At 66.8% G+C, this 14,438-nt stretch carries 12 protein-coding genes; 8 read left to right on the forward strand and 4 right to left on the reverse strand.

Going from position 1 to position 14,438, the window contains the following annotated elements:
• Positions 1-81: 81 nt before the first annotated feature.
• Positions 82-1,020 (forward strand): phenylacetic acid degradation operon negative regulatory protein PaaX, encoded by a 939-nt coding sequence (gene paaX / locus AC3WRI_RS03540; RefSeq protein ID WP_011617184.1) that lies wholly within the window; start codon positions 82-84, stop codon positions 1,018-1,020.
• Positions 1,021-1,062: 42 nt separating this feature from the next.
• On the opposite strand, the gene AC3WRI_RS03545 is transcribed toward paaX, so the two are convergent.
• Positions 1,063-2,079, reverse strand: a complete 1,017-nt coding sequence (locus AC3WRI_RS03545) for a 1-aminocyclopropane-1-carboxylate deaminase (protein ID WP_010809318.1) — start codon at positions 2,077-2,079, stop codon at positions 1,063-1,065.
• A 192-nt stretch (positions 2,080-2,271) separates the two neighbouring features.
• On the opposite strand from AC3WRI_RS03545, the gene AC3WRI_RS03550 reads away from it, so the two are divergent.
• On the forward strand, positions 2,272-2,787 hold the full coding sequence (locus AC3WRI_RS03550; protein WP_081050152.1) for an Lrp/AsnC family transcriptional regulator: 516 nt from the start codon (positions 2,272-2,274) through the stop codon (positions 2,785-2,787).
• Positions 2,788-2,936: 149 nt separating this feature from the next.
• Here the strand turns inward: AC3WRI_RS03550 and AC3WRI_RS03555 are convergent, their stop codons facing one another.
• Positions 2,937-4,103 carry an acyl-CoA dehydrogenase family protein gene (locus tag AC3WRI_RS03555; protein WP_010809316.1) on the reverse strand — a complete coding sequence of 389 codons (1,167 nt, stop codon included), beginning with the start codon at positions 4,101-4,103 and terminating at the stop codon, positions 2,937-2,939.
• A gap of 255 nt (positions 4,104-4,358) precedes the next feature.
• On the opposite strand from AC3WRI_RS03555, the gene AC3WRI_RS03560 reads away from it, so the two are divergent.
• The 6 genes from AC3WRI_RS03560 (at position 4,359) to AC3WRI_RS03585 (ending at position 12,298) form a co-directional block, all read left to right on the forward strand.
• Positions 4,359-5,663 (forward strand): acetyl-CoA hydrolase/transferase family protein, encoded by a 1,305-nt coding sequence (locus tag AC3WRI_RS03560; protein WP_492292593.1) that lies wholly within the window; start codon positions 4,359-4,361, stop codon positions 5,661-5,663.
• 41 nt (positions 5,664-5,704) lie between these two features.
• Positions 5,705-6,913, forward strand: a complete 1,209-nt coding sequence (locus AC3WRI_RS03565; protein ID WP_492292594.1) for an acetyl-CoA C-acetyltransferase — start codon at positions 5,705-5,707, stop codon at positions 6,911-6,913.
• 119 nt (positions 6,914-7,032) lie between these two features.
• Positions 7,033-8,019: a Bug family tripartite tricarboxylate transporter substrate binding protein gene (locus AC3WRI_RS03570; RefSeq protein WP_011617188.1), complete on the forward strand. Its 987-nt coding sequence runs from the start codon at positions 7,033-7,035 to the stop codon at positions 8,017-8,019.
• Positions 8,020-8,070: 51 nt separating this feature from the next.
• Positions 8,071-9,228 carry an acyl-CoA dehydrogenase family protein gene (locus AC3WRI_RS03575; RefSeq protein WP_439671818.1) on the forward strand — a complete coding sequence of 386 codons (1,158 nt, stop codon included), beginning with the start codon at positions 8,071-8,073 and terminating at the stop codon, positions 9,226-9,228.
• Positions 9,229-9,324: 96 nt separating this feature from the next.
• The gene (locus AC3WRI_RS03580; RefSeq protein ID WP_011617190.1) at positions 9,325-10,623 is read left to right on the forward strand and encodes a CaiB/BaiF CoA transferase family protein; all 1,299 of its coding nucleotides are present in this window, start codon (positions 9,325-9,327) and stop codon (positions 10,621-10,623) included.
• Between the two features lie 142 nt (positions 10,624-10,765).
• The gene (locus AC3WRI_RS03585; RefSeq protein WP_492292595.1) at positions 10,766-12,298 is read left to right on the forward strand and encodes a class I adenylate-forming enzyme family protein; all 1,533 of its coding nucleotides are present in this window, start codon (positions 10,766-10,768) and stop codon (positions 12,296-12,298) included.
• A 14-nt stretch (positions 12,299-12,312) separates the two neighbouring features.
• Here the strand turns inward: AC3WRI_RS03585 and AC3WRI_RS03590 are convergent, their stop codons facing one another.
• The gene (locus AC3WRI_RS03590; protein WP_011617192.1) at positions 12,313-13,215 is read right to left on the reverse strand and encodes a LysR family transcriptional regulator; all 903 of its coding nucleotides are present in this window, start codon (positions 13,213-13,215) and stop codon (positions 12,313-12,315) included.
• A gap of 149 nt (positions 13,216-13,364) precedes the next feature.
• Entirely contained in the window at positions 13,365-13,961 is a 597-nt protein-coding gene (locus AC3WRI_RS03595; protein ID WP_011617193.1) for a helix-turn-helix transcriptional regulator, read from the reverse strand.
• Between the last annotated feature and the right edge of the window lie 477 nt (positions 13,962-14,438).

Raw genomic sequence — 14,438 nt, forward strand, 5'->3', positions numbered from 1 at the left:
CATCGTCAGTTGCAACGGATGGTAGTGATACAATTTGATTCAATCAATCTGCATTTGTGTATCACTTCAGGGAGCGGGCCGATGGCGACGCCAGGCACAGATCCGGTTTCTCCCCGCGTGGCGCGGCTGGCACGCGGGCTGAAGCTGGGCGCCAATTCCATGCTGGTGACCTTGTTCGGCGATGTGGTGGCGCCGCGGCCGCAGGCCATCTGGCTGGGCAGCCTGATCCGGCTGGCGGCGCCGTTCGGCATCAATGACCGGCTGGTGCGCACCGCCACCTTCCGCCTTACCGCCGACGACTGGCTGGCCGCGACCAGGATGGGGCGGCGCAGCTACTACGGGCTGTCAGACGCCGGTTTGCAGCGTGTACTGCACGCCGGCAAGCGCATCTATGCGGGTGAGGCATCCGAATGGGACGGCCGCTGGACCCTGGTGATGGTGCGCGGTGACGTACGCGCCACGGTCCGGCAGAAGCTGAAGCGGGAATTGCTGTGGGAGGGCTTCGGCGCCATCGCGCCGGGGGTGATGGCCCACCCCCAAGCGGACCTCGCCTCGCTGCGCGAAATCCTCCAGGCCGCACGCGCGCAGGACGATGTGGCGGTGATGGAAGCGAGCAGCCTCGAGGCGTTTTCCATCCGGCCACTGCAGGCGCTGATGCACCAGACCTTCAAGCTCGGCGACGTGGCCGCTGCCTGGCAGGCACTGCTGCGCCGCTTTGCGCCGCTGGCCGAAGAGGCCGCCGGGCTTGCTCCGGCCGATGCTTTCTTCGTGCGGACGCTCCTGGTGCACGAATACCGGCGTGTGCTGCTGCGCGACCCCAACCTGCCCGAAGCGATGCTGCCGCAAGACTGGCCCGGCCGCACCGCGCGCGGCTTGTGCCACACCCTGTACGGGGCGCTGCTAGACGCCAGCGAAGACTACCTGCACCGCGTGGTGGAAGCGGCGGACGGTTCGCTGCACGATGCCAACCGGAGCCTGCGCCTGCGCTTTGGGGCGGGCGCGCAGGCGGGCAACGATTAACCGGGCATCCGGGGAATCCCGGCTGCGCACCTGCGCATGGAATCACCCGTCCTTGAACAGGAAGCTGTAGGCGTTCAATGCCGGTACCCCGCCCAGGTGTGCAAAGAGGACTTTCGATCCTTGCGGAAACTCGCCGCGACGGACCATGTCGATCATGCCCTGCATGGACTTGCCCTCATAGACCGGGTCCGTCATCATGCCCTCCAGCCTGGCGCTGAGGCGGATGGCTTCCAGGGTGCCGGCCGAAGGCAGGCCGTATTCGGGTCCGCCATAGCGGGTGTCCAGCACCACGTCCGCTTCAGTGATGTCGCGGCCGAGGCCGACCAGCTCCGCGGTATGGCGGGCGATGCGCAGGATCTGCGCGCGCGTCGGTTCCGGCTTGGCCGATGCATCGATGCCGATGACCCGGTCCGCGCGGCCGTCGGCAGCGAATCCGACCACCATGCCCGCCTGCGTGCTGCCGGTGACCGAGCAGACCACGATGTAGTCGAACCTGAAGCCGAGTCCGGCTTCCTGCTCCCGCACTTCCTCGGCGAAGCCTACGTAGCCGAGACCGCCGAGCGGATGCTCCGAGCAGCCTGCCGGAATCGGGTAGGGCTTGCCGCCCGCCTTGCGCACGCTCTCCATGGCTTCTTCCCAGCTGGGGCGAATACCGATGTCGAAGCCTTCGCTGACCAGGCGCACGTCGGCCCCCATGATGCGCGACATCTGGATGTTGCCCACGCGGTCATAAACCGCGTCGGAGTAGTTGACCCAGTTCTCCTGCACCAGCACGCACTTCAGCCCCAGGTGGGCCGCGATGGCGGCAACCTGGCGCGTGTGGTTCGACTGGATCCCGCCGATCGAGACCAGCGTATCGGCGCCCTGCGCCAGCACGTCTGGAATGACGTATTCGAGCTTGCGCGTCTTGTTGCCGCCAAAGGCGAGCCCGCTGTTGCAGTCGTCGCGCTTGGCATAGAGCTCGACCTTGCCACCCAGGCTTTCGCTCAGCCGCGATAGCGGATGGATCGGCGTCGGGCCGAAGGTCAGGGAATGACGCGGAAATTGCTTCAGGTTCATGACTGGCTCCAGGTTGCGGTTGGCATGCGGGCGCCTTGCAGCCGCAAAGCCCGGCATTCGCACGGACGCTGCGCGACGCCGCATCTGGAATCATCATAAGAAGGCTGGGGCGAAAGGTGCTTGCAAAGATCTGCGACTTCTTGCACGATAAATAGACAGCAAGCACCCAGAAATTCTCTTTATTTCGTAGAAATGGCAACAAGCAGAATAAAATTTCGTTCGAAATCCGAGACCTCCGCACAGCCCGCGCCGGTGCTGGATCGCACGGACAAGGCCATCCTGCGCGCCTTGCAGCGCGATGCGTCCATCTCCAACCTGGCCCTGGCGGGCAAGGTCAGCCTCAGCCCGCCCGCATGCCTGCGCCGCGTGGAACGCCTGAAAGCGGATGGCCTGATCCGCGGCGTCGTGGCGCTGCTGAACCCGGCTCCCCTGGACGCGGGGATGCTGGTCATCATCGGGGTCGTGCTGGACCGGTCCACGCCCGAGTCCTTCGCCGCCTTTGAGAAAGCGGCGCAGAAGGTATCAGGCTGTATGGAATGCCATGAAGTCACCGGCGAGTTCGACTACATCATGATGCTCAGGACCAAGGACAGCGAGAGCTTCAACCGCCTCCACGCGGAGCAGTTGCTCTACCTGCCGGGCGTGCGGCAGATTCGCTCGTTCATGGTGCTCAAGCAGGTGCTGTCGACGACGCAGTTTCCGATTTGAGGATCGGGCTGGATCCGGCTGCGCGGGCGAAGAGAGGAGACAGGGAGGGGAATTCGGGGCCTGGGCGAAGCAGGAACCCCGGCGCCGTTGCTGCCGGGGTTCCATCTGGCCAGCCCCTTGATTGTTGGGGCTGGCGCGCCGTCCATCGCTCAGAATGAGCGCGGCAGGCCCAGGACGTGTTCGGCGACGAAAGAGTAGATCAGGTTGGTGGAGATCGGTGCCACCTGGTACAGCCGCGTTTCCCGGAACTTGCGCTCCACGTCGTATTCGCAGGCAAAGCCGAAACCACCGTGGAACTGCAGGCAGGCGTTGCCGGCTTCCCAGCTCGCCTTGGCGGCCAGGTACTTGGCCATGTTGGCCTGGGCCCCCATGGGCTCGTGCTTGTCAAACAGCTCACAGGCTTTCCAGCGCATCAGGTTCGCCGCTTCCAGTTCGATAAAGGACTCGGCGATCGGGAACTGCACGCCCTGGTTCTGGCCGATGGGGCGGCCGAAGACCTCGCGTTCCCTGACGTACTTGGTCACGCGGTCGATGAACCAATAGCCGTCGCCGATGCACTCGGCCGCGATCAGCGTGCGCTCGGCGTTCAGGCCATCGAGGATGTACTTGAATCCCTTGCCCTCTTCACCGATCAGGTTTTCCTCGGGGATTTCCAGGTCCTCGAAAAACAGTTCATTGGTCTCGTGGTTGACCATGTTGGGGATGGGGCGCACGGTCAGGCCCTTCTTCTGCGCCTCGTGCAGGTCCACCATGAAGATGGACATCCCCTCGCTCTTCTTCTTCACGTCGGCCAGCGGCGTGGTGCGCGCCAGCAGGATCATGAAGTCGCTGTGCTGGACGCGGCTGATCCAGACCTTCTGGCCGTTGACGACGTAGCGTCCGTCCTTCTTGACCGCCGAGGTCTTGATCTTGGTGGTGTCAGTGCCGGTGGTGGGCTCGGTCACGCCCATGGACTGCAGGCGCCATTCCCCCGAGGCAATCTTCGGCAGGTACTTGTCCTTCTGTGCCCTGGAGCCGTGCCGCAGCAACGTGCCCATGTTGTACATCTGGCCGTGGCAGGCGCCGGAGTTGCCGCCGCAGCGGTTGATCTCTTCCATGATGACCGAGGCTTCGGTCAGACCCAGGCCGGAACCACCGTACTCCTGCGGAATCAGCGCCGCCAGCCAGCCCGCCGCGGTCAGCGCATTGACAAAGGCCTCGGGATAGGCGCGCTGCTCGTCCACCTTGCGGAAGTACTCATCGGGAAACTCCGCGCAAAGCGCGCGGATGGCGTCGCGGATTTCTTGGAAGTTGTTCGATTGGGTCTGTTCGATCATGGCGCTTGGCTTGCGTTCGGTCTCTGGCGGACGGCCGCCTCCTTGTGATAACCGCAATAGTCGCGGCGTTCGGCCGGTTGGACAATCAGCCTTTCCGAAAGCGCGCCTTCCACCGGGGTTAAGTCCTGGCGACGGTTAAGGCCTTTCGCTTTCGCCAAAGTCCGCCATTGGCATTGTCAAATAGCGCAAACCACGCTTTGGGAACATGCTCCGGGCTATCCGGCGCATGCGCCGACTGACCGCTGCCCCGTGGACATGCACACCCTCGCCTCCCGCCTGCAAGCCCTGATCCGCCCCGGAGACCATATCTGGTGGGGGCAAGCCACCGCCGAGCCGCTGACGCTGACGCGCGCACTGGTGGAGCACCGCCACGCCATCGCCCAGGGCGGACGGCTCAGTGTCTTTGTCGGCATCGGGCAGTCAGACACGCTGCAGCCGGCCCAGGCGGATGTGCTCGACTTCTTCGGCTACGCCACCAGCGGCCCGCACCGGCAACTGGCCAGGGCCGGCGTGCTGGACATCGTGCCCAGCCACTATTCGCACCTGCCCGGGCTGATCCGCCAGGGCACGCTGCGGGCGGACGTGGCGCTGGTGCAGGTCTCGCCCGCCGACGAGCAGGGGCGCCACAGCCTGGGGCTGGTGCATGAATACCTCCCCGCGGCGCTCGACCGCGCCCGCGTCATCATCGCCGAGGTGAACCCTGAGGTGCCGTGGACCCACGGCAGCCGCTACCTGAGCGCGGACGATATCGACCTGCAGGTCGAAGCGCTGCACCCGCCGATCAGCCTTGACCGCAGCGCGCCCGGCCCGGCCGAACAGGCTATCGCTCGCCACATCGCCGGCTGGGTGGAGGATGGCGCCACCCTGCAGATGGGCATCGGCAACCTGCCAGAGGCCGTGGTCGCTGCGCTGAATGGCCACCGCGACCTGGGGCTGCACAGCGGCGCGATCGGCGACGGCATTGCGGCGCTGGCCGAAGCCGGGGTGCTGACCAACGCACGCAAGAGCATCGATACGGGCGTGGGCATCGCCGGCATCCTGATGGGCAGCGAACGGCTGCGGCGCTGGGCCCACCGCAATCCGCAGCTGCAGCTGCGCGAGACCGCCTATACCCATCACCCCGAGGTGCTGGCCAGCGTCGACAAGCTGACCGCCATCAACTCCGCCATCGAGGTCGACCTCACCGGCCAGGTGAACGCCGAAGTTGCCGCCGGCGTCTATGTCGGCGCCGTCGGCGGTGCCGTGGACTTCCTGCGCGGCGCCGCGCGCAGCCGCGGCGGCCTGCCCATAGTCGCGCTGCCAGCAACCGCCAAGGGCGCGAGCCGCATCGTGGCCCAGTTGTCCGGCCCGGTCAGCACGCCCCGCTCGGACGCGGGCCTGATCGTCACCGAACACGGCGTGGCCGACCTGCGCGGCCAGACGCTGTCGCAGCGCGTGCGCCGCATGCTGGACATTGCCGCACCCGAACACCGCGCGGACCTGGAACGCCAGGCCCACGCCCTGCTGCGTCAGTGCGGCGCGGCCTTCGTGGCCCTTCCCGGGCACACGCTGGCCAACTGACTTACTTGTTCATCCCAACACAGAGTTCCAAGGAGACTTCCATGCGCAGAGCTGCAATCGTCACTCCCCTCCGCACGCCCGTCGGCACCTTCGGCGGCAGCTTGCGCCCGGTGCCTGTGGAGGAACTGGCCGCCACCGCCGTGCGCGCCGTGGTGGAACGCAGCGGCATCGATCCCGCGCGTATCGACGACGTGGTCTTTGCCCAGTCCTACGCCAACAGCGAAGTGCCCTGCGTCGGCCGCTGGGCCGCGCTGCAGGCCGGCCTGCCGGTCGAGGTGCCGGGCATGCAGCTGGACCGCCGCTGCGGCGGCGGCCTGCAGGCCATCGTCACGGCCTCGATGATGGTGCAAAGCGGCGCCGCCGACGTGGTGATCGCGGGCGGCGTCGAGAGCATGAGCAATATCGAGTACTACACCACCGACATGCGCTGGGGCGCGCGCTCGGGCAATGTGCGCTTCTTCGACCGCCTCGACCGTGGCCGTGAACGCTCCCAGCCGGTCGAGCGCTTCGGCAAGATCTCCGGGATGATCGAGACGGCCGAGAACCTGGCGCGCGACTACGGCATCAGCCGCGAGGCGGCCGATGTCTTCGCCGCCCGCAGCCACGCACGCGCCGCGGCAGCCTGGGAGGCCGGCCGCTTCGATGCCGAGGTCGTGCCCGTGCAGGTGCCCCAGCGCAAGGGCGATCCGGTGCGGTTCGCGCGCGACGAAGGCTTCCGCCCGGAAACCACGCGTGAAAGCCTTGGCAAGCTGCGCACGCTGATGCCGAACGGTACCGTCACCGCTGGCAACGCCAGCCAGCAGAATGACGCGTCGGCCGCCTGCCTGATCGTGGCCGAAGACAGGCTGGCCGAACTGGGCCTGACCCCCATGGCCTCGCTGGTGGGCTGGGCGGCGGCCGGCTGCGAGCCCTCGCACATGGGCATCGGCCCGGTGCCCGCGGTGAAGAAGCTGCTGGCGCGCCTGAACCTGACGCTGGACCAGATGGACCTGGTCGAGCTGAACGAAGCCTTCGCCTGCCAGGTGCTGGCCGTGCTCAAGGGCTGGGAATGGCATGACCAGGATGCGATCGAGCAGAAGCTGAACGTGAACGGCTCGGGCATCTCGCTGGGCCATCCGATCGGCGCCACCGGCGTGCGCATCCTGGCCACGCTGCTGCATGAACTGCAGCGCCGTGGCGGCCGCTATGGCCTGGAAACCATGTGCATCGGCGGCGGCCAGGGTATTGCCGCGGTCTTCGAACGCTACTGAGAAAACCCACTCCATTCACCGTACAGCCCCCGTGCGCGACGGCGGGGGCTGAGCCTGCCTTTTGCCTTTTGCTTTTCGGCTTTTGCCATCGGCTCTTTGCTTTACGTAGGAGAAGTATCTTGATTTCCACCTCACGCCGCCACGCCATGCTGGCCGCCCTGGCTCTGTGCGGCGCAACCCTGGCTACTCCCCCTGCCTCGGCACAGCCCAACGGCCAGCCGGTGCGCCTCGTGGTCGGCTACGCGGCCGGCGGCCCCGCCGACCAGGCCGCGCGCCTGTTTGCGGTGGCGTTGGGCAAGGCGCTCAACGCCAACGTCATCGTCGACAACAAGCCCGGCGCCAATGCCACGCTGGCCGGCTATGAAGTGGTCCGCGCCAGGCCCGACGGCGCCACGCTGTGGTTCGCCGCCAGCGCGGCGCTGACGGTCGCGCCCAACATCATGAAGAGCCTGCCGTACGACCCGGCCAAGGACCTCGCCCCGGTGGCACCGGTGGCGCGCTACTACAACATGCTGGTGGCCAACGTCAAGGAGCCGTTCAAGGGCACCCAGGACCTGGTTGCCTACGCCAGGGCGCATCCCGGCAAGCTCAGCTACGGCTCCTCGGGCGTCGGCAGCTCCAACCACGTCGCCATGGCCCTGTTCGCCCGGCAGGCGCAGGTCCAGCTGAACCATATTCCCTACAAGGGCAATGCCCCGGCCATGACCGACACCATCGGCGGCCAGATCGACGTGATGTTCGATATCATCAGCACCGCCAGCGGCTATGTGCAGAGCGGCAAGGTCAAGCCCATCGCCGTGGGCTCGCCCAAGCGCAGCGCATCGCTGCCCGGCGTGCCCACCTTCCGCGAATCCGGGATTGCCGGCCTCAAGGACTACGAAGCCGGCGGCTGGTACGCCATCTACGCCCCCAAGGGCGTAACCCCCGAGCAGACCCAGAAGCTGGCCGCAGCAGTGCGGCAGGCCGTGGAAGACGTTGAGCTCAGGAAGCGCTATGCCGAACTGGGCTACGAACAGTGGAGCGGCACCACGCAGGATGTCGTGAACACCGCCGCGCGCGAGCGCACGCAGTGGGCCAGCGTGCTCAAGGGCGTGACGCTGGACTGATGGTCCCGCCCCCTCGAACCGACACCGACCCGACACCCAGGAAGAACCGACATGATCCGCGATAACGACATCCTCGAAGCCCTGCTCGACAGCGTGCGCCGCTTTGTGCGCGAGCGCCTGGTGCCCGCCGAGGCGCTGGTCGCCGAGACCGACGAAATCCCGCAGGATATCGTGCAGGACATGCGCGAGATGGGCCTGTTCGGCATGACCATCCCCGAGCGCTTTGGCGGCCTGGAGCTGACCATGGAGGAGGAAGTGCGCGTGGTCATGGAGCTGTGCCAGACCTCGCCGGCCTTCCGCTCGCTGCTGGGCACCACCGTGGGCATCGGCTCGCAGGGCATCCTGATGGATGGCACGCCGGAGCAGCAGGCCGCGTGGCTGCCCCGCCTGGCCACCGGCGAGATCCTGGCCTCCTTTGCCCTGACCGAACCGGATGCCGGCTCGGACGCCGGTTCGCTGCGCACCACCGCGGTCAGGAATGGCGACCACTACGTGGTCAACGGCACCAAGCGCTTTATCACCAACGCGCCGCAGGCCGGCATGTTCACGCTGATGGCGCGTACCAACCCTGAAATCAAGGGCTCGGCCGGCGTCTCGGCATTTATCGTCGATGCCAGGACGCCCGGCATCAGCTTCGGCAAGCGCGACGTGAAGATGGGGCAGAAAGGCGCGCATACCTGCGACGTGATCTTCGACAACGTGCGCGTACCGGCCGAGAACCTGATCGGCCTGAAGGAAGGCCAGGGCTTCAAGACGGCGATGAAGGTGCTCGACAAGGGCCGGCTGCACATTGCGGCGGTCAGCGTCGGGGTGGCCAGGCGCGTGCTGCGCGACGCGCTGAACTACGCACTGGAGCGCCAGCAGTTCGGCCAGCCGATCTGCGAGTTCCAGCTGATCCAGGCCATGCTGGCCGACAGCCAGGCCGAGCTTTATGCCGCCGAATGCATGGTGATCGACGCCGCGCGCCGCCGCGACGAAGGCAGGAACGTCTCCACCGAAGCCTCGTGCTGCAAGATGTTCGCCACCGAGATGGTGGGCCGCGTGGCGGACCGCGCGGTACAGATTCTCGGCGGTTCCGGCTATATTTCCGAGTTCGGCATCGAGCGCTTCTACCGCGATGTGCGCCTGTTCCGCCTGTATGAGGGCACCACGCAGATCCAGCAGGTCATCATCGCGCGCAACATGATCCGTGAGGCCCGCGGCGCGTAAGCACCGCGCCCCGCGCCAATACACCTGAACCATGCCCGCGTGCAACGCTGCCCGTCCCCAGGACGGGCAGCCTGCCTTGAGACCGCCTGACCTGACATGACAGATTCCACCGCTACGCCGGCCGCTGGCCTTCCTCCCCCCTCCGCCCGCACCGGCGCCCTGAGTCACCTGCGCGTGCTCGATCTCTCGCGCGTGCTGGCCGGACCGTGGTCAACCCAGAACCTGGCGGACATGGGCGCCGACGTGATCAAGATCGAAAAACCCGGCGAAGGCGACGATACGCGCCACTGGGGGCCCCCTTTCCTCGCCGACGAGGCCGGCGCGCCGACCCGGCAGGCTTGCTATTTCACCGCCGCCAACCGCAACAAGCGCTCGGTCACCGTGGACATGGCCACGCCCGAGGGACAGGAGCTGATCCGCGAGCTGGCCCGGCAGAGCGATGTGGTGGTGGAGAATTTCAAGACCGGCGGCCTCAAGCGCTACGGGCTGGACTATGACAGCCTGAGCGCGCTCAACCCGCGCCTGATCTACTGCTCGGTCACGGGGTTTGGCCACACCGGACCCTACGCGGCGCGGCCCGGCTACGACCTGCTGATCCAGGCCATGAGCGGCCTGATGAGCATCACCGGCCACGCCGACGGCGAGCCCGGCGGCGGCCCGATGAAGGTAGGCGTGGCCGTGATCGACCTGTTCACCGGCATGTACGCCACCACCGCGATCCTGAGCGCGCTGGAAGCGCGCCACTTCACCGGCCGCGGCCAGCATATCGACATCGCCCTGCTGGATGTGGCGATGGCGGTGCTGGCCAACCAGGGCGCGGGCTTCCTGAACGCCGGCGACGTGCCGCGGCGCCAAGGCAATATCCACCCTAGCGTGGTGCCCTACCAGGACTTCCCGACCGCCGACGGCAATATGCTGCTGGCCATCGGCAACGACGGGCAGTTCGCACGCTTCTGCGACGCCGCGGGCGTGGACTGGGCGCGCGACGAGCGCTATGCCACCAATACCGGCCGCGTCAACAACCGCAAGACGCTGATCGCGATGATGATGGAGCTCACGCGCACCCGGTCCACGGCGCAATGGGTCGCGCTGCTGGAAGCCAATTCCGTGCCTTGCGGCCCCATCAACAATATCGCCCAGGCCCACGCCGACCCCCATGTGCAACACCGTGGCCTGCGCGTCGAGCAAGAGCGCTATCCGGGAGCCCAGCCGCCCGCCGGCGAGCCAGTGAACCACGTGGTCACCACGGCCAGCCCGCTGCGCCTGTCAGAGACGCCCCCGACGCTGCGCTACGCCCCGCCCGCGCTGGGCCAGCACACCGACGAGGTGCTGCGCGACTACCTGAAGCTGAGCCCGCAGCAACTGGAAGCACTGCGCGCCAGGCGCGTGGTGTAAGCGGCCAGGCGGCTTTCGGCAGACAAGAAATCCGCCTTTGCCGATTACCGATTGCACCGTGCAACGGGCGCACATACACTGGCGCCGTTCGGCTGGCCCCCGCCTCGCCGAACGGTTTTTCCAGCACAAGGATTCCCGCGAGATGCCACCGGACCGAGACACCCCACCACGGATCAGCGACATCCCTCGCCGCTGGGCCGCCGAGACCCCCGGCCATGTGGCCGTCTTCGAGGAAGGCCGGACCACCACCTATGCGCAGCTGTGGGCGGGCATCGAGGATGCGCAGCGCTACCTGCAAGCGCAGGGCGTGGGCACCGGCGATCGGGTGCTGATCACGGCCGAGAACTGCCTGGCGGTGATCACGCTGGTGTTCGCCTTGTCGGAACTGGGCGCGTGGCCGGTCGTCGTCAACGCCCGCCTGTCGGAGCGGGAAATCGAGGTGATCCGCGCCCACTGCCAGCCGCGCCTGATGCTGTTCACCCACGCGGTGTCGCCCGATGCCCTGCGGCACGGCGTGCGCTACCGGGCCAGGGAGATTGCCCCGGCCGGCCTCGGCCCGCTGATGGCGGGCGCTGTCGACGAGGCCGGCGAGCGCGAGCCTGAAGCGCTCGCGCGTGATGTCGCCGCGTTGATCTATACCTCCGGCACCACCGGACAGCCCAAGGGCGTGATGGTCACCCACCGGGGCCTGCTGCACTTTGCGCGCGTCACGGTCGAGTCGCGCCGCATGCAGGCAGACGACTGCGCCTATGCGGTCATGCCGATGTCGCATGTGTTCGGGCTGGGGACGCTGCTGGTCTCGACCCTGCAGGCCGGCGCCAGCCTGTACCTGAGCGCGCGTTTCAATGCCGCTGATGTCACCGCCGCGATCCGGCAGGGTGCGATCACGCTGCTGCAGGGCGTGCCGACAATGTTCAACCGCATCGTCGCCCATGTGCGGGCAACGGGCACGCCCCTGCAGGCTTCGCCGCGGCTGCGCTATCTCTACACCGGCGGCGGGCCGCTTGATCCGACGCTCAAGCACGACGTCGAGGCGATGTTCGGCCAGCCGCTGCACCATGGCTACGGCATGACCGAATATGCGGGGTCGCTGTTCGTGACCCGCATGGACCGGCCGCGCACCGATTGCTCGGCGGGCGAGATCGTCGAAGGTGCAGAGCTGCGGGTAGTCGGGCCGGAGGGCAAGCCGGTGCCGCAGGGGCAACCCGGCGAGCTATGGATCAGGGGGCCCGGCGTGATGCGCGGCTACTACCGCGCACCGGACCTGAGCGCCGAGGCCCTGCGGCCCGACGGCTGGCTCAATACCGGCGACATCGGCCGGCTGGACCTCGGCGGCGCGCTGTTCATCGTCGGCCGCACCAAGGACCTGATCATCCGCTCGGGCTTCAATGTCTACCCGATCGAAGTCGAATCGGTCATCAACACGCATCCGTCCGTGCGCGTATCAGCCGTCATCGGGCAGCCCACCGCGGACGGCAACGAGGAAGTGATCGCCTTCGTCGAGATCAGGGATGGCGAGAAATTTGACGCGCAGGCGCTGCACGACTACCTGGTCGACCGCCTGTCGCCGTACAAGCGCCCGGAGCGGATCCTGCGCGTTGCCTCGATCCCCACCACGGCCAGCGGCAAGCTGCTGAAGCACCAGCTACGGCAGATGCTGGCGGACAAGGCCTAGTCCGCCGGGCGCCCTCAGTCCTGGCGCCCGAGTCCGTCCTCGACCAGCAGGTCCACCAGCTTGCGCGCAAACAGCGGCAAGGCGCCGAGGTCGGCCACGCATATCTGCAGCTTGCGCTCGGCCCATTCATCGTTGAGCTGGACGATGCGCAGCGCCATCGTCTTCGCATGGCGGCTGGCGGTAGTCTCCGGCAACACGCCGACGCCGACATTGGCCTCGATCATCCGGCACGCGGTCTCGAAGTTGCTGACCTGCACGCGCCAGCGCAGCGTGCGCTGCAGGTCGGTCGCGGCCCGCAACAGGAAATTGTGGATCGCGCTGGCCTCGGGCAGGCCGATGAAGTCGTAGTCCAGCGTATCGATAAAATCCACGCTGCCGCGCTCGGCCAGCGGATGGCTCAGCGCGGTGGCCAGCACCAGGCGGTCGCGCCGGTACGGCATCACCTCCAGCCCTTCCGTGCGCACGTTGCCGGCAATGATGCCGATATCCACCATGCCCTCCTGCACCGCGCGCACGATATCCGGGCTCAGGCGCTCGTGCATGTCGATGGTCACGTCCGGATGGCTGACGAGATAACTGCGCAGCACCGCCGGCAGGAATTCGCTCATCGCGGTGGTGTTGGCGAACACGCGCACATGGCCTTTCACGCCCGCCGCATATTCCTGCAGATCGCCGCTCAGTTGCTCCAGCTGGCGCAGCACGCGGCGCGCGTGGGCGAGCAGGGTCTCCCCCGCCCCGGTCACCTTCACGCCCTGGCTGCTGCGGCTCAGCAGCTTGACGCCGACGTGTTCCTCGAGGTTCTTGATGCGCGTGCTGGCCGCGGCCAGCGACAGGTGCGAGCGTTGCGCACCGCCGGTCAGGCTCTGGGCCTCCGCAATATGCGTGAACAGTTTCAGGTCGACCAGATCAAAGCGCATGACATCATTCCGCAGCGTAAGGGCGGATTATCTCGCAAAGCGCGGCGTTCAGTACACTCTGGCGGGCGCAATTCGCAGTGGCCGGCACCCTCGCATCCGGGACCTGATCCCGGATCCTTGCGAACGTCCGGTAGATTTTTGGGAACGAGTCAGGCGACGGAGCGCCGCCGCTGCGCTGCGCGCGCGACCGCCAACCGGCTGGCAGCTTCCATCGATAAGCCGAAGCGGTCGTAGAAAGCGCAGTCCAGATCACTGCTGGCTGGCCAGCCGACGCGCCGCCGGGCATCGCCAATGCCGGCATCACCGGCCATGACCTCGAACAGCAACCGCATCAGCCGTTGCGTGCGGCACAGCTCGGTCAGCGCCGTGCCCTGCGAAAACAGCATGCGGCGCAGCTGTGCCGTGGACATGCCCAGCCGTTCCGCGATAAACGCGGCATTCCAGGCGTAATGGGGTTGCAGGAAGACCCGCTTGCAGATGCGGTGGTGCAGGCATTCCTGCTGCGCCGCGGGGATCATGCGCTGGATTTCGAGGGTGCACGCGGCCGGCTGAGTGCTGCTGCCATCCAGGTGCAGCGCAAAGGTTTCAAACGGTTCGATGGTGAGCTGCTGGCCCGGCAGCAGCACACGCTCATAGCCGCGGCGCCTGAGCACCAGCCTGCCGTGGGCCGCAGAGACCGCCAGCGGGAAAGCCAGCAACAGCCGCTGCAGGCTGACGTGCATGTGGGACTGCAGATGGACGTGCATGGTGGCTCGGGATGCGGACAGGATCAGACTGCATGATCGCCGCTAATCGGATTGCCCGCCTCTGCCATTTCCGAATGCACCGTTCACCGCCGCCCCATGGCCGTTCGTGTACGATGGACTCCCGCACTGCCGAATCAGAAGCCCGTTGCGTCAACCCGCGCCAGTGCTGACTTCTCGTGCATGCCAGAGGAAACGCCGGATCCGGCATACCCCCGTCAACGTGTACGGGTTCTCGTCGTCTCGGGCAAGGGACAGTGAGCACCTGCGCGAACCAGTCCAACGAATTCGCGCTCAAGTCAGTGCAGTCTCGCTATTTCCGCTTCTAATACGGGAAAGCGCTGGCCGAATTCACTGATAAGTGGTTGATTTTCCGGAAAACGCAGCCTCACGAATTCCGGATCCTCGCACTTCAACGGCCATTGTGATGGATAAAACCGAAGGCGCCGCTTGATGCGGATCCTGGCTAGACCACCCCTC

The sequence above is a fragment of the Cupriavidus sp. FW305-27 genome (genome assembly GCF_058787995.1).

Excerpts from the sequence above, each read along its gene's own strand:
- paaX (WP_011617184.1), top strand. The coding sequence starts at position 82 with ATGGCGACGCCAGGCACAGATCCGGTTTCTCCCCGCGTGGCGCGGCTG.
- AC3WRI_RS03545 (WP_010809318.1), bottom strand. The coding sequence starts at position 2,079 with ATGAACCTGAAGCAATTTCCGCGTCATTCCCTGACCTTCGGCCCGACG.
- AC3WRI_RS03550 (WP_081050152.1), top strand. The coding sequence starts at position 2,272 with ATGGCAACAAGCAGAATAAAATTTCGTTCGAAATCCGAGACCTCCGCA.
- AC3WRI_RS03555 (WP_010809316.1), bottom strand. The coding sequence starts at position 4,103 with ATGATCGAACAGACCCAATCGAACAACTTCCAAGAAATCCGCGACGCC.
- AC3WRI_RS03560 (WP_492292593.1), top strand. The coding sequence starts at position 4,359 with ATGCACACCCTCGCCTCCCGCCTGCAAGCCCTGATCCGCCCCGGAGAC.
- AC3WRI_RS03565 (WP_492292594.1), top strand. The coding sequence starts at position 5,705 with ATGCGCAGAGCTGCAATCGTCACTCCCCTCCGCACGCCCGTCGGCACC.
- AC3WRI_RS03575 (WP_439671818.1), top strand. The coding sequence starts at position 8,071 with ATGATCCGCGATAACGACATCCTCGAAGCCCTGCTCGACAGCGTGCGC.
- AC3WRI_RS03580 (WP_011617190.1), top strand. The coding sequence starts at position 9,325 with ATGACAGATTCCACCGCTACGCCGGCCGCTGGCCTTCCTCCCCCCTCC.
- AC3WRI_RS03585 (WP_492292595.1), top strand. The coding sequence starts at position 10,766 with ATGCCACCGGACCGAGACACCCCACCACGGATCAGCGACATCCCTCGC.
- AC3WRI_RS03590 (WP_011617192.1), bottom strand. The coding sequence starts at position 13,215 with ATGCGCTTTGATCTGGTCGACCTGAAACTGTTCACGCATATTGCGGAG.
- AC3WRI_RS03595 (WP_011617193.1), bottom strand. The coding sequence starts at position 13,961 with ATGCACGTCCATCTGCAGTCCCACATGCACGTCAGCCTGCAGCGGCTG.